Genomic DNA, 16,630 nt, shown 5'->3' with positions numbered 1-16,630 from the left:
AGCGCGAATGCGATGACGTGGACCCGCCATCCATGGCACTCAACGCCCCCGCCCCACCGCCCGGCCCCCCTGACAGGTCCCGTGCCCGCCCGCCGCGTATGAAAAAAAAGAAAAGCGGTAGCGCCAACCCATGGTCGGCGAGCGCAGCGGGCCGTTGGCGGAAACATTCCGCCGAGCACGGCTCGGCGCTACCGCAGGCCTCGTTGCCCCGTCGGGTGGAGGGAGCCCCTGCACTCAACGCCTCCGCCCCGCCCCACCGCCCGGCCCCCTGACAGGTCCCGTGCCCACCCGCCGCGTATGAAAAAAAGAAAAGCGGTAGCGCCGACCCATGGTCGGCGGAATCCATCAAACCCCATTCCCCACGAATCCGCCGACCATGGGTCGGCGCTACCGATTCAAGGGCCGCCATGGACCTGTCGAAGGTGGGGCGGGGTGGGTTGGCGGGGGTGTTGAGCGCCATGGATGGCGCGAAACAAGGCACGCAGGAGCGGCTTCTGCCGTCCCCCGCCAACCCACCCCGCCCCGCCATCACGCGGCCCTGCAGCCGTTGCCGTTGCCGTTGCTCTCGCCCTTGCCTTCAAGCCGCGCGCACGCGCAAACAGACTTCACCCGCCATCGACCCTCACATGAATAGGCTGGCGCTCACTGAAACCCTGACCTGGAGCGCGCCATGACCATCCGCACCCTCACCACCTCCCTGCTGGCCGCTTCCCTCGTCTTCGGCCTTGCTGCCTGCAAGGGCCCGGAAGCCGAGCAGGCACGCGAGGACGCCGCACAGGCCGCCGACAGCGCCGGCGTGGCCGCGCGCGATGCCGTTGACCGCGCCGCTGCCGCTACCCGCAACGCCGCCGATGATGCCTCCGCTGCCTCGGCGACGGCCGCTGCCGATACCCAGCAGGCGCTGGACCGCGCGGCGGATGCCACGGCCAATGCAGCAGCAGAGGCCAAGGTCGCCGCCAAGGATGCTGCCGCCCATGCCAGCGAAGCGACCGCCACGGCCGCGCAGAACGTGGCCGACAAAGCACGCGATGTCGCCGACGATGCCAAGGACACCGCCGACCACGGCAAGCACTGAATCACGCCGCCCTTCCACGTGGCAGGCGCCGGATTCATCCGGCGCCTTTTTCATGCCGCTGCTCAGGGCAGCGCGCGCGCCAACATCGCGCCGAAATCGAGATCGGCGGGCAACGTACCGAACGCCAGGCCGTGCTGCGCGCACAGACGGCTGCGCACGAAAGCCGCCGCGAACGGACTACCCGCGCGCAGCAGGACCGCGGCCTGCAACAGCAGGGCAAGCTGCTCGCAATGCAGGCGCGCCATGACCGGTGCGACCGGCACGTCGTGCCAGCAGCGTGAGAGCGCCTCGTCGAAGTGGCTGTCCAGGCCCGTGGCGGACAGCAGTTCCTCGTGCAGGGCCTGGCGCGCCTGCGGCTCGCGCTGCAGCGTACGCAGCAGGTCCAGGCATTGGATGTTGCCGCTGCCTTCCCATATCGAGTTGAGCGGCGCCTGCCGGTACAGCCGGGGCAGCATCGACTCTTCCACGTAGCCTGCCCCGCCCAGGCATTCCTGCGCCTCGTTGACGAACACCGCGGCGCGCTTGCATACCCAGTACTTGCCCAGTGCCGTGCCCACCCGCGCCATCAGCGCGCGCTGCGGATCGCGCGATGCAGCATCCACCGCCGCGGCGACGTGCAGGGCCAGCGCCGTAGCGGCCTCGGACTCCAGCGCCAGATCGGCCAGCACGTTGGCCATCAGCGGGTGGTCGCACAGGCGCTCACCGAAGGTGCGGCGATGGCGCGCGTGGTGCAGGGCCTGGGCCAGCGCCATGCGCATCTCTGCCGCCGCACCGAGCATGCAGTCCAGCCGGGTCATCATCACCATGTGGATGATGGTCGCTACACCGCGCCCTTCTTCGCCCACGCGCCACGCCTGGGCGCCGGTGAACTCCACTTCGCTGGATGCGTTCGCCCAGTCACCCAGCTTGTCTTTCAACCGCATCAACTGGAACGCATTGCGATCGCCATCGGCGAGCCGCCGCGGCATCAGCAGGCAGGTCAGGCCCGCCGGTGCCTGCGCGAGTACCAGGAAGCCATCGGACATCGGCGCAGAGAAAAACCATTTATGCCCTACGAGCCGATAGCTGCCGTCCGCGCAGGGCTCGGCATGGGTCTGGTTGGCACGTACGTCCGAGCCGCCCTGCTTCTCCGTCATGCCCATGCCCAGCGTGATGCCGGCTTTGTCGGCCACCGGCACATCGCGCGGGTCGTACACCGGCGCGGCCGCCTTGCGCGCCCAGTCGGACAGCACCGGGTGGTCGGCCAGTACGGCGACCGCCGCGTGGGTCATGGTCAAGGGGCAGCTGGTGCCGGCCTCTGCCTGGTGGTGCAGATAGCTCAAGGCCGCGCGCGCGACGTGCGCCCCGGGCTGTGGCTCATGCCAGGACAGGCCGGCAACGCCATGTTCCTTTCCCAGTTGCAGCAACTGGTGGTAGGCCGGCGTGAACTCGACGGTGTCGATGCGATGGCCCTGTGCATCGTGGGTGCGCAGCCGTGGCCGGTCGCGATTCGCCTCGAAGCCCAACCGATACAGCGTGTCACCGGCCAACACGCCGTACGCCGCCAGCCGCGGCACGAACGACGACGCGCCGGCACGATCCACCGCCTCCACCAGTGCTGCGTCGTCTGACCACAGGTGCCGCCCGGCAAACGGTGGGGGCTGGTTCTGAACCCCGTGGGTCTGGAACGCGGCAGGATCGGTGCGCATGGCGGAGGCCTCCTTGGCAGCAGCAAAGCACGATTCTGCCGCACTGCCGTAGCCCCTGCTGTTCAGGCGGATTCTCACCTCCTGCACGAATGCATCGGCACAGTGCGGGCATGAGCAGACGCGACGATCTGGTGGTACTGCGGCCCGAAGGACTGTATTGCCCCGCTGGCGACTTCCACATCGACCCTTGGCGGCCGGTGCCGCGCGCGGTGATCACCCACGGCCATGGCGACCACGCCCGGGGCGGCATGGGCGAGTACTTCTGCAGCCTGTCCAGCGCGGCGATCCTGCGCTGGCGACTGGGTGATGTCCGCATCCACACCCACGGCTGGGGCGTGCCGTTCCGCATGGGCGCGGTCGAGGTGTCGCTGCATTCGGCCGGCCACGTGCTGGGCTCGGCCCAGGTACGCATCGACGACGGCGAGCAGGTCTGGGTGGCCTCGGGCGACTACAAGCGGCAGCCCGATCCCACCTGCGACCCCTTCGAGGTCGTGCCCTGCGATACCTTCATCACCGAAGCGACCTTCGCCTCGCCGATCTACCGCTGGCCCGATACCACCGAGGTGGCCGCCGACATCGTGGCGTGGCGCCGCGAATGCGGTGAGCGCGGCGAGGCGGCGATCCTGCTCTGTTACTCGCTGGGCAAGGCGCAACGGTTACTGGGCGAACTGCTGCCACTCGACGATCAGCCTGCCTGGTTGCACGGCGCCATCGACAACGGCGTGCAGGTCTATCGGCAGGCCGGCATCCCGATGCTGGCCACCGAAGCCGTCGCCGAACAGGGACGCCAGCCGGACTCCGCGGGTCGCCTGGTACTGGCACCGCCGTCGGCGGCCGGCACGCCGTGGGTGCGGCGTTTCGGTCGCCATCAACTGGCCTTCGCCTCCGGCTGGATGCACCTGCGTGGCAACCGGCGCCGCCGCAACGTCGACCGCGGCTTCGTGGTGTCCGACCACGCCGATTGGCCGGCGCTGCTGCAGACCATCGCGCAGACCGGCGCGTCGCGCATCATCGCCACCCATGGCAACACCGATGCGCTGATCCGCTACCTGCGCGAGAACGGCACCGCTGCCGAGGCCTTCCGTACCGATTACGGGAGCGAAGAATGAAGGCCTTCGCCGCGCTCTACCAGCGCCTTGACCGCAGCACCGCGACCGGCGACAAGCGCGCCGCGCTGGTCGACTATTTCCGTGCCGCCCCGCCACACGATGCGGCCTGGGCGCTGTACCTGCTCAGCGGCGGCAAGGTGGGCGGTGCACGCAGGAAGATCGCCGCCAGTGGCGAGCTGCGCGCGTGGTTGGTCGAAGCCACTGGCCTGCCCGCCTGGCTGGTGGAGGACAGCTACGAACAGGTGGGCGATCTTGCCGAGACACTCACCCTGCTGATCGATGAGCCCGCGCAGGCCGCGGCGGACCGCTCGCTGGTGGAGTGGATCGAAGGCCACCTGCTCGCCGTGGCGAACAGGGATGAAAGCGTGCGCCGCGCGGCCGTCGAACTCGGCTGGCAGTCGCTGCCGGCACCACAGCGACTGGTCTTCAACAAACTGCTGACCGGGGCGCTGCGGGTCGGTGTTTCGCAGCGCTTGGTGCAACAAGCCCTGGCCGAACTGTCGGGGCTGGATATCGCGCGCATCGCCCAGCGCATGCTGGGTGAGTGGGTGCCCTCACCAGATCTGCTGGGCACCCTGCTGACGCACGAAGAACTGCCCTTGGATCGGCAGCAGCCCTATCCGTTCTACCTGGCCTCGCCGCTGGAAGCCGAGGCACAGACGCTGGGCCCGGTGCAGGACTGGGTGCTGGAATGGAAATGGGATGGCATCCGCCTGCAGTTGCTGCGCCGCAAAGGCGAAGTTGCCCTGTGGTCGCGCGGCGAAGAGCGGCTGGACGGGCGCTTCCCGGAGATAGAACAGGCCGCCGCCGCCCTGCCCGATGGCTGCGTGATCGATGGCGAACTGTTGGCGTGGGACGCCGACGACGACCTGCCGCGCGCCTTCACCGCCCTGCAGACACGTATCCAGCGGCGCAAACCGGGGCCGGCCACCCTGCGCAGCACGCCCGTGCGGGTGCTGGCCTATGACCTGCTGGAACAGGACGGCGAAGACCTGCGCGGCGTGCCCCTGCAGCAGCGACGCGAGCGTCTGGCCGCGCTGCTGGAGCGCTTGGCCGACCCGCGCATCCAGCTGTCCCCGCAGGTGCAGGCCGACGACTGGCAGCAGGCGGCCACGCTGCGCGAAGAGGCCCGCGTGCGCGGCGTGGAAGGCCTGATGCTGAAACGGCGCGACTCGGTGTATCAGGCCGGGCGCCGACGCGGTGACTGGTGGAAATGGAAGGTCGACCCGCTGACCATCGATGCGGTGCTGCTGTATGCACAGGCCGGCCATGGCCGGCGCAGCACGCTGTACACCGATTACACCTTTGGCGTCTGGCACGGCGAAGAACTGGTACCGGTGGCCAAGGCCTACTCCGGCCTGGACGACAAGGAAATCCTCGCCCTCGACCGCTGGATACGGGCCAACACCCGCGAACGCTTCGGGCCAGTGCGCAGCGTCCGCGCCGAACAGGTGTTCGAACTGGGCTTTGAAGCAGTGAACATCAGCAAGCGGCACAAGTCCGGCATCGCCGTGCGCTTCCCGCGCATCCTGCGCTGGCGCCACGACAAGCCGGCCAGCGAAGCCGACCAGCTGGCACAGCTGCAGGCCCTCGCTCGATGACCCGAAGCGAGGCGCTGGCCCGCTTGACGGGATTCTTCAGCGAACGTGGATGGCGCCCGCTGCCGTTCCAGCGCACGATGTGGCGGCACTACCTGGACGGTGCCTCCGGCCTGCTGCACACGCCCACCGGCAGCGGCAAGACGCTGGCGATGTTCGGCGGACCGCTGCTGCAGGCCCTGCTGGACCCATTGCCCACACCGGCCCGTCGCAGCGCCGTACGGCCGTTGCAGGTGCTGTGGGTGACGCCCCTGCGCGCGCTGGCCACCGACACCGCACGCGCGCTCCAGGAGCCGCTGAAGGCCATCGGCCTGGACTGGCAGGTGGGCCTGCGCAGCGGCGACGCCAGCAGCCGTGACAAACGCCTGGCGCGCGAAGGACGGCTGGACGTGCTGGTGACCACGCCGGAATCGCTGGCGCTGTTGCTGAGCTACCCCGATACGCTGGCCCGCATGCGCCAGCTGCGCTGCATCGTCGTCGACGAATGGCACGAGCTGCTGGGCAGCAAACGCGGTGTGCTGCTGCAGCTCAACCTGGCACTGCTGCGCGATGCAGCTCCCGCGGTGCAGCTTTGGGGGCTGTCGGCCACCCTCGGCAACCTTGATCAGGCCCGTGCGGTGCTGCTGCCTGATCGTCACGATGCCCTGAGCGTGGAAGGCGCGCGGCCGCGCCCGGTGCGCGTGCGCAGCCTGCTGCCCGAACCCGGCGAACGCTTTCCCTGGGCCGGCCATCTCGGGCTGCGCCAGCTGCCGCGCGTGCTGCAGACGGTGATGGCTGCACGCAGCAGCCTGCTGTTCACCAACACCCGCGCGCAGGCCGAGCTGTGGCATCAGGCATTGGCCGCCGTGTGGCCGGAAGACCTGCACACCCTGGCCCTGCACCACGGCTCGCTGGACCCGGCCCTGCGCCAGCAGGTGGAAGATGGCCTGCGTAGCGGCACGCTGCGCTGCGTGGTGGCCACCTCCAGCCTTGACCTGGGCGTGGACTTTCCCGAAGTCGACCAGGTGCTGCAGCTGGGCAGCCCGAAGGGCGTGGCGCGCTTGCGGCAACGCGCCGGTCGCGCCCGCCACCGCCCCGGTGCCAGTGGCGAGATCGTGTGCATTCCCAGCCACGCGTTGGAGCTTGCCGAATATGCCGCCGTCCGCCGCGCGCTGGACGACGGCGTGGTGGAAGCGCGGCGGCCGTTGCAGTTGTCGCTGGACGTGCTGGCGCAACACTGCATCAGCCGCGCCCTGGCCGGCGGCTTCGAGGCCGACGCGCTGTTGGCGCAGGTGCGCCGCACCCATGCCTTCGCCGAGGTGGCCGATGCGCACTGGCAGGCCGTACTGGAGTTCATCGTGCAGGGCGGTCGCGCGTTGTCGCAGTACCCCGACTTTCACAAGGTAGTGCGCGACGACGATGGCCAGTACCGCGTGCATGACCGCCGCCAGGCGCTGCGCCATCGGCTGTCGATCGGCACCATCAGCAGTGACGGCAGCGTCCGCGTGCAGTTCATGCGCGGCGGCGGGTTGGGCGCCGTGGAGGAACAGTTCGCCAGCCGCCTGCGCCGCGGCGACCGCTTCCAGTTCGCGGGCCGACTGCTGGAACTGGTGAAGCTGCAGGACATGACCGCCTATGTGCGCCTTGCCCGTGGCGGCGAGGGGGCGGTACCGCGCTGGCAGGGTGGCCAGTTGGCGCTGTCCCCATCGCTGGGGCGCGAGCTGGAGGCCGTGCTCGGCGGCGCCGACGACAGCCCCGAGTCGCAGTGGCTGCACCCGATGCTGGGCCTGCAGGAACGGCTGTCGGCGCGTCCGTCGCCGGCCCATGTGCTGATCGAAGACGTGCGTCGGCGCGAGGGCCAGTTCCTGTTCCTGTATCCCTTTGCCGGTCGCCATGTGCACGAGGCCCTGGCGGCCCTGCTGGCATTGCGCTGCACGCGACTGCAGCGCAACAGCATCGGCTACGCGGTGAACGACCATGGCCTGGTGCTGGCCCCGGCGCTGCCGCAGGCGCTCGACGAACTGCAGTGGCGCGCCCTGCTGTCCGCCGACGGCCTGTTGGATGACCTGCGCGCGGCGGTCAACCTGGGCGAACTGGCACGCCGCCAGTTCCGCGGCATTGCCCGCGTCGCCGGCCTGCTGGTACCCAGCCTGCCCGGTGGCATGCCGCGTTCGCTGCGCCAGCTGCAGGCATCGTCAGGCCTGCTGTATGACGTGCTGCGCGAGCACGATCCCGATCACATGCTGCTGCAGTTGGCCGAGCACGAAGTGCTGCATGACAGCCTGGACATCGACGGACTGCACGCGACGTTGCAGCGGCTGGGTGCCCGGGCCCTGTGCCTGCGTGCGCCGACCTCACTCACGCCACTGGGCTTCCCGCTGTGGGCCGAGCGCCTGCGCGGCCAGCTGAGCAACGAAGACTGGCGCACGCGGGTGCTGCGTGCGTCGCAGCAACTGGAGAAGCGGCATGGACGATGACGTACGCGTACAGCTGGGGGACGAAGAGGCGGTGCTGTTGGGCGAGCGTGCGCTGTGGCTTCCCCAGCGCGGCGCGGTGCTGATCGCCGACCTGCACCTGGGCAAGGCGGACATCTTCCGCCGCGCCGGCATTGCCTTGCCGGTGGGCGGCACCCACAGCGACCTGCAGCGTCTGCAGCAGCTGGTAGAGCGCACTGACTGCAGTCAGCTCTGGATCCTGGGGGACGTGCTGCACGGCCCGGTGCATCGCGCCCCATGGCATGCGCAATGGCTGGGCTGGCGCGAGCAGCAGCCCGGCCTGCAGGTCCATGTGGTGCGTGGCAATCACGATCGCGCCCTGTCCAAGGCGACGCTGGCGGTGGACGTGCATGAGCGCCAGGCGATGCTGGGGCCTTTCGTGCTGCAGCATGAGCCGGAACCGGCCGAGGACGGCGCGCATGTGATTGCGGGCCACCTGCACCCGCAGGCTGCGCTGCCTGGCCTGCCGCGACGACTACCGGCATTCTGGCTGCGTGGACACATGACGGTGCTGCCGGCCTTCTCGGCCTTCACCGCTGGCGTAGTGCCGCGCCTGCAGACGGGCGAGCAGATGGCGGCCTGTGGGGATGGGGCGGTGTTTCTGCTGCCAAAGCGCGTTTAGCAGGTCCTGCGCCCGGGGTGGGACCCCGCGCGCATCGCTCACGGGATCCTACCGGTGGGGCGTGGTGCTTCAGGCGACGGCGAGCATCTCAGGCATCAACCGAAAATCCACGTCACGCCCTTCTACCCGCCGGGGCAATGCGCGGATGGTCGCGAGCATCTCCTGCGCGCAGGTACGGACATACCCGTGGTGCTCTGGCGAAGAATGGCTGATCAGACTACCGACATGGAACTCGAACACGTCTTCGAGCACGTCCGGCTGGTCTTCGTGCAGCATCTGCAACAGTCCGCGCAGCTTGCAGATTTCCGATTCCAGCGCTTCGGCCGAGAACAACATGACAGACTCCTTTGCATTCGGCTCACCCGAGCCAACTGGGGCAGCAGCGCCGGGCCGCAGGCGGTGCGCGATGCAGGATCACGTATCACAGGGGCCACACGCGTGTGCGTACCCCCTACTTGTGCCACGAGGCAGGTGAGCCGGCTGTCAACTTATTGCAGTGCGGCATTAACATCAGGCGGCAGGGGCGTGTTCACGGACGCCGCAGGGCGCCTTTCAAGCGCATCGATGAATGCGGCCTCCAACGGCAACGTACCCAGCCACCCCTGCTGGGTGCCGCTGAGCACGCGCAGCATGTGGCCGCGCCCTCCCGGCATGCGCCCCATCGGGCCCAGCAGGACGTCACGGGCCTTTGCCCAGGCATCGCGGTCAGACTGGAACAGCGGCGTCAGCCAGCGGCTCCAGCGCTGGTACACGGCCACGTGGGCACGCCGCTGGGCCTGATAGGCCTGCAACGCCGCCTCGCCGCGCCCGTGCACCCGCAGCGCGTCACGCAGCACCAGCGCATCCATCAGGGCCATGTTGACCCCCTGCCCCAATTGCGGGCTCATCGAATGCGCTGCATCACCTGCCAGCACAAGCCGCCCCGTGTGCCAGCGGTGCACCACGGCATCGCGGTAACTGGCGCGGGCAAGCTGGCCGGCGTCCTGCAGGTGGGCAAAGCGGGCCCCCGCTTCGGGCCACAACGCGTGGAGTTCATCCAGCCACGGCTGAAGGCCGTCCTGCTCCCAGCGGGCGAAGTCGTGGCACGGCAGGCTCCAGAAGAAGCTCAGCCGCGGCGTGTCATCGCCGGGCCGGGTGCCCACCGGCAGCAGCCCGATCATCTTGCGCGCGGCGACGTAGCGCTGCCTGAGCTCATTCACGTGAGGCCAGTCTTCGGCAGGCAACAGGCACCACAGGGCGCCCCAGGGATACACCCGGTCGAGGGTGGTGCCGCCCACCTGCGCGCGCAGCGCCGAGGCGGAGCCGTCGGCGGCGATGACCAGGTCATAGGGGCCATGCTGCCGCCCCTGCGCGTCACGCAGCAGGCCGCGTTCGCTGTCCACCGCGGTAATGGCGGTTCCCGCGTGCAGGACACCGGTGCCTTCACGCGCCTGGTCCAGCAGCTGGAACAGCGCGCCGCGCTGCATGCCCAGCCCGTGCAGGCGTGGATCCAGCCCGTCGTAGCCCATGTCCATCACCGCCCGCCCGCAGGGCGTGTCGCCGTGCAGGCGGTGCACCGGGGCCGCGTGCGCGCGCACCGCATCCAGCAGCCCCATGCGCCACAGCACCTGCAGGCCACTGGGCTGGAGCAGGAACCCGGCGCCCACCGGGCCGGGCGCGGGTGCCCGTTCGAAGATATCGACGTGATGGTCGTCACGCCCCAGCAGGATGGCCAATGCTTGGCCGGCGGTTCCGTAGCCGATGACGGCGATGCGCATGCGGGAGTCCATTCGGAGAGTGTGCCTGATCTGCGCAGCGGGCAAAAAAAACCCCGCCGAGGCGGGGTTTTTCAACACGCAGACGCGGAAATCAGGCAGCCTGGATGTTGGAAGCCTGGTCGCCCTTCGGGCCCTGGGTCTTTTCGAAGGTCACTTTCTGGCCTTCCTGCAGGGACTTGAAGCCGCTGCCAGAGATGGCGGAGAAGTGCGCGAACAGATCAGCGCCGCCGTCGTCCGGAGTAATAAAGCCAAATCCTTTGGCGTCGTTGAACCACTTAACGGTACCTGTTGCCATGTTGATGCGAGACCTTTGCAATGAATGGGTGGTGTGCGCAAAAACCCTGCGCACTGGGCGAGTATGCAAACCTTGCCCGAGGATGACAATCACCCCCGTGCCAATTCACCAATCAATTCGGGCAATCCGTTGGACGCAGCCTGCACATTGGCGAGCACTTCGGCCATGGTGATTTCCTCTCCGGACCCACACCCAGCGGCCCAATTGGCCACAATCGCGAGGCAGGCATAGTCCAGTCCGAGCTCGCGGGCGAGGGCTGCTTCGGGCATTCCGGTCATGCCGACCAGATCGCACCCATCCCGCCGCATGCGCGCGATTTCCGCGCTGGTTTCCAGCCGTGGACCCTGGGTCGCGCCGTAACAGCCGCCGTCGTGGACTGTGACACCAGTCACTTTCGCGGCGGCGAGAATTTTGCTCCGCAGCATCGGCGTGTAGGGGTGGCCGAAATCCACGTGCAGCACCTCGCTGCCCGGTTCTTCACATAGGGTGGAAATACGCCCCCACGTGTAGTCGATCAGCTGGTCCGGACAGGCCAGCACGCGCGGACCGAAGGCATCGCCGATGCCGCCGACCGTATTCAGCGCCAGCACGCGCTGCGCGCCGATCTGCTGCAGGGCCGCCAGGTTGGCCCGGTAATTGATCTTGTGCGGCGGCAGCGAGTGCCCCTCGCCGTGCCGGGCGAGGAACGCCACGCGATGTCCCAGCAGCGTGCCCACGCGGATCGGGCCGGAGGGGGTGCCGTAGCGGGTATCGACCTGGTGCGTCTGCACGTCGTCCAGCTGGGCGAGCGAATACACGCCCGTCCCGCCGATGACCGCCAATGCGATCTGCTGCATCAGCCTTCCTTCATCGCATAGATGGCCGGCAGGCAGCGCAGCGTCTCGTTCACATCCATGCCGAAGCCGAACACATAGCGGTCCGGCAGGTCCACGCCCGCGTAATCGGCGTGAACGTCCGGCAGCGCGCGGTCGTGCTGCTTGACCGTCAGCGCGGCGATGCGCACGTCGGTGGCGCCCTGTTCCAGGCACCACGTGCGCACGCCCTGCAGCGTATAGCCCTCATCGAGGATGTCATCGACGAGCAGCACCCGCCGACCGAACAGTGCGGTGGCCGGCTTGTGCTTCCACACCAGGTCGCCGCCGGTGGTTTCACCCCGGTAGCGCGTGGCATGCAGGTAATCGAACTGCACGTCCTGGCCACGGGCACCCAGCTCCAGTGCGAGCTGGCCGGCGAACGGCAGCGCACCGTGCATGATCGACAGGAACAGCGGCACTTCGCCCTTGTAGTCCGCCGCGATGGCGTCGGCAATGCGGCCGATGGCCTGGTCGATGGTGGCGCGGTCGACCAGCAGGTCGGCCTGTTCCAGCGCCTGGGAGATGGTGAGGTTGGGCATCAGACGGTTCTTCCAGAAAGTTCAAGCAGATGGGTTCGTGTATCGCCATGGCGGGCGTCGGCCAACAGGCCGTCCCAGCCAAGCGCGCCGCGGCCGATCAGGCCCAGCAGCGCGGCGGTGTTGCAGGTGCGGTGTTCCACCGCACGCAGGGATTCTTCCACCAGTTCAGGATGGCATACCAGCACGACATCGCACCCCGCGTCGAGGTGCGCGTCCACGCGCGCCTTCACTCCACCGGCGCTGAACGAAGCCGCCATGCCGATGTCGTCGGAGAACACGACGCCACGGAAGCCCATTTCGCCGCGGAGGATCTCCTCGATCCAGCGCCGCGAGTAGCCTGCCGGCTCGGGCGCGACACGGGGGTAGACCACATGCGCCATCATCACCGCATCGGCGCCCGCGTCGATGCCCGCGACGAAGGGGACCAGGTCGCGCGCGCGCAGTTCGTCCAGCCCACGGGGATCGATCGCGGTGTCCACGTGGGTGTCCTCGATGACCGTGCCGTGTCCCGGGAAATGCTTGAGCGTGGCGGCCATGCCGGCGCTGTGCATGCCACGGACATACGCCGCGGTGAACGCCGCGACGGTCTGCGGATCATCGCTGAAGGCACGATCGCCGATCGCACGGTTGCCATGGCCGAGGTCCACGACGGGTGCAAAGCTGAGGTCCACGCCACTGGCACGTATCTCGCTGGCCATCAGCCAGGCGTGCTGTTCGGCCCGGGCCAGCGCCGCCTGCGGATCGTCCGCATAACCGGCGCCGAGCTGTTGCAGCGGCGGCAGCGCACTGTAGCCCTCGCGGAAGCGCTGCACGCGCCCTCCCTCCTGGTCCACGCAGATCAACTGCGGGCGCGGCGCAGCGTCACGGATCGCAGCGGACAACGCTGCCACCTGCTGCCGGTCCTGGAAATTCCGCTTGAACAACACCACGCCGGCCACCGCATCGTGCTGCAGCCAGTCACGCTCCTGCGCAGTCAGTTCAGTTCCGGCAACGCCGATCAGCAGCATGGTCAGGTCTCCACTCCGGGCGCCGCATTGTCTCAGAGCCACTCAAAAAAGGGGACGGAGGGGATTAAGTCGCATTCACCCCGCCCGCGGTCCGACAGCCAGAAACGACTTAATCCCCTCCGTCCCCTTTTTGCCATCGGGTGTAGGGGTGGGAAGCCAGGGCGACGTTGTAGTAGCGGGCCTGGTCGGTCACGTCTTTGCCGGCCCAGGGGGGCAGCGGTACGGGCTGGTCGGGATCGTCGAGTTCGACTTCGGCAACCACCAGGCCGGCGTTGTCGCCCAGGAACTCATCCACTTCCCACAACAGGCCTTCGTGGTGCACCAGATGGCGGCGCTTGTCGATCAGGCCACCCACGCACAGCGCCAGCAGCGCCCGCGCGTCGTCGAGGGGGATCGGGTACTCGAACTCCTGCCGGCTGCGGCCCAGCGTGCGGGATTTCAAGTTGAGCGCGGCAACATCTCCTTCGATGCGCACCCGCACCGACGCGTTCTGGTCACCGCGATCCAGCGCGCCCATGTCGTTGATGTAGCCCTGCGCCATCGGGATGACGGCGTGCGCGGCAGCGCGCCAGCCTTCACCGGTCACCAGGAATTTGCGTTCGATTTCAATGCCCATGCGGCGATTATGAAGCAACGGCGTGACGACAGATGCGCGTCACGCCCCTGCCCGGTCACCGGCGTTCGAACACCGCGATGCTTTCCACGTGCGCGGTGTGTGGGAACATGTCCATCGCCCCCGCACTGACCAGGGTGAAGCCGCGCTCCTTGACCAGATAGCCGGCATCGCGCGCCAGCGAGCCCGGGTGGCAGCTGACGTAGACAATGCGCTTGAACTGCTCCAGCGGCAGCTGTTGCAGGACTTCGATCGCGCCGGAGCGCGGCGGATCCAGCAGCAGTTTGTCGAAGCCTTCCAGCATCCACGGCGCCTGGGTCTGGTCCTGGGTGAGGTCGGCGGCGTGGAAGCTGGCGTTGCCCAGCCCGTTGCGCTGTGCATTGTCCTTCGCCCGCGCCACCAACCCGGCATCGCCCTCCACCCCCACCACTTCGCGCACCCCGCGCGCCAGCGGCAGGGTGAAGTTGCCCAGCCCGCAGAACAGGTCCAGGACCCGCTCATCCGGACCGGCGTCCAGCAATGCCAACGCATGCTCGATCATCTTCACGTTCAGGTTTGCATTGACCTGGATGAAGTCCAGCGGGCGGAACGCCAGCTCGATGTCCCACGGCGCCAGCCGGAACGACAGCGGCACTTCCTGCGGCCACAGCGGATGGACCGAATCCACGCCATCAGGCTGCAGGAAGATCGCAAACCCGTGCTCCTGCCCGAACGCGATCCACGCTGCACGATCGGCCGCGCTGAGTGGCTGCATGTGCCGGATGGTGAGTACGATGGCGTCGTCACCGGCGATGAATTCGATCTGCGGGATGTCGCGCTTGCCGTCCAGCGACTCGACGAACGCCGAGATCACCGAGACCTTCAGACCGATCTCCGGAATCACCGTCAGGCACTGCGACAGGTCCGCCACGAACCGTGGATCCAGCTCGCGGAAACCGACCAGCGTCTTGTCTTTCTTCTCTACGCGACGCACCGAGAACCGGCCCTTGCGGCGGTAGCCCCAGCTCTCACCGACCAGCGGCGGCAGCACCTGTTGCGGCTGCACATGGCCGATGCGCTGCAGGTTGTCCATCAGCACACGCTGCTTGGCCACGATCTGCTCGCTTTCCTCCAGGTGCTGCAGCACGCAGCCGGAGCACACCCCGAAATGCGGGCATTTCGGCTGCACGCGCAGCGGCGACGCCTGCACGACCTCGACCGTGCGTGCCTGGTCGAAATGCTTGCTGCGCGCGGTCGGCTCGGCTTTCACCACCTCGCCGGGCAGGGCGCCGGTGATGAACGTGACCTTGCCGCCCTCGCCTTCACGGCGGGCAACGCCGCGGCCATCGTGGCTGAGGTCGAGGATGTCGGTTTCGAAAGGGGTACGGTCGATGCGGGAACGGTGACGGGCCACGTGGCGGAGGGCTGCGTGAGAAAAAGGGCGCGTATTGTCTCAGATAGGGCACGCAACCGCCTCTTCGCGCTTGCATGGTGGCCCGCGGCGTTTAATATGCGCATAGCTGACATGGAGGCAGCACTTATGCAGACGAGCCCGTCGCGGTCACCGCGCCCCCGTTTCCTGCTGGTCGAGGACGACATCATTACCTGCGGGTTCCTGAAAGCCGCATTGGAAACCCTGCCGGCCGACGTGGACACCGCCGATTCGCTGCGCGCGGCGACGGCCTGCGTGCAGCAATGCCGGTATGACCTGTGGCTGGTCGATGCCAACCTGCCCGATGGGCACGGCAGCGAGCTGCTGCAGCGCCTGCATCCGCTGCACCCCGATACACCGGCGCTGGCCCACACCGCAGACCGTGACTCCCGCCTGCATGTGCGCCTGCGCGAAGCGGGCTTCAGCGAGGTGCTGGTCAAGCCGCTGGGTCGCGAAGACCTGCTGAAGGTGGTGCGCCGCAGCCTGGGGCGCGGCGCCGCGTATCGAACGACACCGATGGTGTCGACGGGCCTGGTGCTCAACGAGGCGCAGGACTGGGATGAAATCACGGCACTGGCCGCGCTGAACGGCCAGCGGACCCATCTGGTTGCCCTGCGCGAGCTGTTCCTGGCCGAACTTCCCAGTGTGCGCGATGCGGTGGACATGGCCGTGGACCGTCATGACGAGCCGGCGCTGCGCAATCAACTGCATCGCCTGCAGGCCAGCTGCGGCTTTGTCGGCGCGGCGCGGCTGAGCCGTGCGGTACGCACCCTGCACCAGATGCCGGCCTCGCACCAGGCGCAGGCGGGGTTCCGCGACGCGGTCGCGGCATTGCTGCACTGAACGGGGGCGCCTAGCGCCGGCGCGCCAGGTCGTCCAGCATCTCCCAGGATTTCAGCCCGCGGCCCCCCAGGTGGTGGGCCAGCACGGTGCGCATCGGCAGCCGCAGGCTGGCCAGGTCGTCAGCCGCGGGTTCTTTGTCGCGGCCCAGCGCCAGCAGCGCCGCTCCGGTCGCGGTACCCCGCCGCCCCTGCCCGTCGCGCTCGCTGAGCAGCCGACGCGGCCCGTCCTGCGGATCCAGCTCATAGCGCGCCGCAGGATCCAGCGCGACACCGTCGTCCGCGCAGGCCAGGTCGAATCCAACACCCAACGATTCCAACAGATCACGCTCGAACCGGCGCAGGCTCCATGCCAGCGAGAGCTCCAATCCGAGCCTCGCCCGCACTTCGCCGTAGGCCCGGTACAGATCGGGCACGGCATCGTTGCGGGGCGCCAGCCGCATCACCAGTTCACTCACATAGAAGCCGGCCAGCATGGTGTGCCCGGCCAGGCGAGGTGCGGCATCCAGCGCTTCCGCTGCGCGCAGCTGCGCCAGCTCACCCCGCTGCACGGCATCGAAGCGTATCCACTGCAGCGGCTGCAGGGCGGCGCGCAGCACCTGCCCTTTCGCACTCGACACGCCACGCGCCAACAGCCCCAGCCGACCATGCGTGGCGGTCAGTACATCCACCAGCAGGCTGGTCTCGCGGTAAGCCCGCGCATGCAGGACAAAGCCCGGCTCGGCTGCGATGAGCATCGACCCGGGCGC

General features: G+C 68.4%; 16 protein-coding genes. 6 read left to right on the top strand and 10 right to left on the bottom strand.

Annotated elements, in window-relative coordinates; genetic code table 11:
• Window positions 1–670 precede the first annotated feature (670 nt).
• Window positions 671–1,075, top strand: a complete 405-nt coding sequence (locus tag IFT65_RS13000) for a hypothetical protein (RefSeq protein ID WP_192081771.1) — start codon at window positions 671–673, stop codon at window positions 1,073–1,075.
• A 62-nt stretch (window positions 1,076–1,137) separates the two neighbouring features.
• On the opposite strand, the gene IFT65_RS12995 is transcribed toward IFT65_RS13000, so the two are convergent.
• On the bottom strand, window positions 1,138–2,763 hold the full coding sequence (locus IFT65_RS12995) for an acyl-CoA dehydrogenase family protein (protein ID WP_192081770.1): 1,626 nt from the start codon (window positions 2,761–2,763) through the stop codon (window positions 1,138–1,140).
• A 110-nt stretch (window positions 2,764–2,873) separates the two neighbouring features.
• On the opposite strand from IFT65_RS12995, the gene IFT65_RS12990 reads away from it, so the two are divergent.
• The 4 genes from IFT65_RS12990 to pdeM are packed head-to-tail and all read left to right on the top strand — an operon-like array spanning window position 2,874 to window position 8,566.
• Window positions 2,874–3,872, top strand: a complete 999-nt coding sequence (locus tag IFT65_RS12990) for a ligase-associated DNA damage response exonuclease (protein WP_192081769.1) — start codon at window positions 2,874–2,876, stop codon at window positions 3,870–3,872.
• Window positions 3,869–5,473, top strand: coding sequence for an ATP-dependent DNA ligase (locus IFT65_RS12985; RefSeq protein ID WP_192081768.1), 1,605 nt, complete (start codon window positions 3,869–3,871; stop codon window positions 5,471–5,473). The genes IFT65_RS12990 and IFT65_RS12985 overlap by 4 nt, the downstream gene beginning before the upstream one ends.
• Window positions 5,470–7,926: a ligase-associated DNA damage response DEXH box helicase gene (locus tag IFT65_RS12980; protein ID WP_192081767.1), complete on the top strand. Its 2,457-nt coding sequence runs from the start codon at window positions 5,470–5,472 to the stop codon at window positions 7,924–7,926. The genes IFT65_RS12985 and IFT65_RS12980 overlap by 4 nt, the downstream gene beginning before the upstream one ends.
• Window positions 7,916–8,566, top strand: coding sequence for a ligase-associated DNA damage response endonuclease PdeM (pdeM, locus tag IFT65_RS12975; RefSeq protein WP_192081766.1), 651 nt, complete (start codon window positions 7,916–7,918; stop codon window positions 8,564–8,566). Before IFT65_RS12980 ends, pdeM begins: the two co-directional genes overlap by 11 nt.
• Window positions 8,567–8,635: 69 nt before the next feature.
• Here pdeM and IFT65_RS12970 read toward each other — a convergent pair whose 3' ends face one another.
• The 8 genes from IFT65_RS12970 to rlmD form a co-directional block, all read right to left on the bottom strand.
• The gene (locus IFT65_RS12970; RefSeq protein WP_192081765.1) at window positions 8,636–8,902 is read right to left on the bottom strand and encodes a hypothetical protein; all 267 of its coding nucleotides are present in this window, start codon (window positions 8,900–8,902) and stop codon (window positions 8,636–8,638) included.
• A 152-nt stretch (window positions 8,903–9,054) separates the two neighbouring features.
• Complete coding sequence (locus IFT65_RS12965) at window positions 9,055–10,335, bottom strand: NAD(P)/FAD-dependent oxidoreductase (protein WP_192081764.1); 1,281 nt, start codon at window positions 10,333–10,335, stop codon at window positions 9,055–9,057.
• A gap of 79 nt (window positions 10,336–10,414) precedes the next feature.
• Window positions 10,415–10,618 carry a cold-shock protein gene (locus tag IFT65_RS12960; protein WP_188326601.1) on the bottom strand — a complete coding sequence of 68 codons (204 nt, stop codon included), beginning with the start codon at window positions 10,616–10,618 and terminating at the stop codon, window positions 10,415–10,417.
• 89 nt (window positions 10,619–10,707) lie between these two features.
• The gene (locus IFT65_RS12955; protein ID WP_188326600.1) at window positions 10,708–11,454 is read right to left on the bottom strand and encodes an S-methyl-5'-thioinosine phosphorylase; all 747 of its coding nucleotides are present in this window, start codon (window positions 11,452–11,454) and stop codon (window positions 10,708–10,710) included.
• Entirely contained in the window at window positions 11,454–12,011 is a 558-nt protein-coding gene (locus IFT65_RS12950; RefSeq protein ID WP_188326599.1) for a hypoxanthine-guanine phosphoribosyltransferase, read from the bottom strand. Before IFT65_RS12950 ends, IFT65_RS12955 begins: the two co-directional genes overlap by 1 nt.
• Window positions 12,011–13,018, bottom strand: coding sequence for a beta-N-acetylhexosaminidase (gene nagZ, locus IFT65_RS12945; RefSeq protein WP_192081763.1), 1,008 nt, complete (start codon window positions 13,016–13,018; stop codon window positions 12,011–12,013). The genes IFT65_RS12950 and nagZ overlap by 1 nt, the downstream gene beginning before the upstream one ends.
• Before the next feature lie 109 nt (window positions 13,019–13,127).
• Window positions 13,128–13,634, bottom strand: a complete 507-nt coding sequence (locus IFT65_RS12940; protein WP_192081762.1) for a CYTH domain-containing protein — start codon at window positions 13,632–13,634, stop codon at window positions 13,128–13,130.
• A 55-nt stretch (window positions 13,635–13,689) separates the two neighbouring features.
• Entirely contained in the window at window positions 13,690–15,024 is a 1,335-nt protein-coding gene (rlmD, locus tag IFT65_RS12935) for a 23S rRNA (uracil(1939)-C(5))-methyltransferase RlmD (protein ID WP_192081761.1), read from the bottom strand.
• A 126-nt stretch (window positions 15,025–15,150) separates the two neighbouring features.
• Between rlmD and IFT65_RS12930 the strand changes: the two genes are divergently transcribed.
• Window positions 15,151–15,885, top strand: a complete 735-nt coding sequence (locus IFT65_RS12930; RefSeq protein WP_192081760.1) for a response regulator — start codon at window positions 15,151–15,153, stop codon at window positions 15,883–15,885.
• A 10-nt stretch (window positions 15,886–15,895) separates the two neighbouring features.
• Here the strand turns inward: IFT65_RS12930 and recO are convergent, their stop codons facing one another.
• On the bottom strand, window positions 15,896–16,618 hold the full coding sequence (gene recO / locus IFT65_RS12925) for a DNA repair protein RecO (protein WP_192081759.1): 723 nt from the start codon (window positions 16,616–16,618) through the stop codon (window positions 15,896–15,898).
• Window positions 16,619–16,630 lie beyond the last annotated feature (12 nt).

It is taken from the genome of Stenotrophomonas sp. CFBP 13725, assembly GCF_014841935.1.
Taxonomy (GTDB): Bacteria; Pseudomonadota; Gammaproteobacteria; order Xanthomonadales; family Xanthomonadaceae; genus Stenotrophomonas.
The sequence above is the reverse complement of the archived record's forward strand: the minus strand, read 5'-3'. Positions and strand labels throughout refer to the sequence as shown.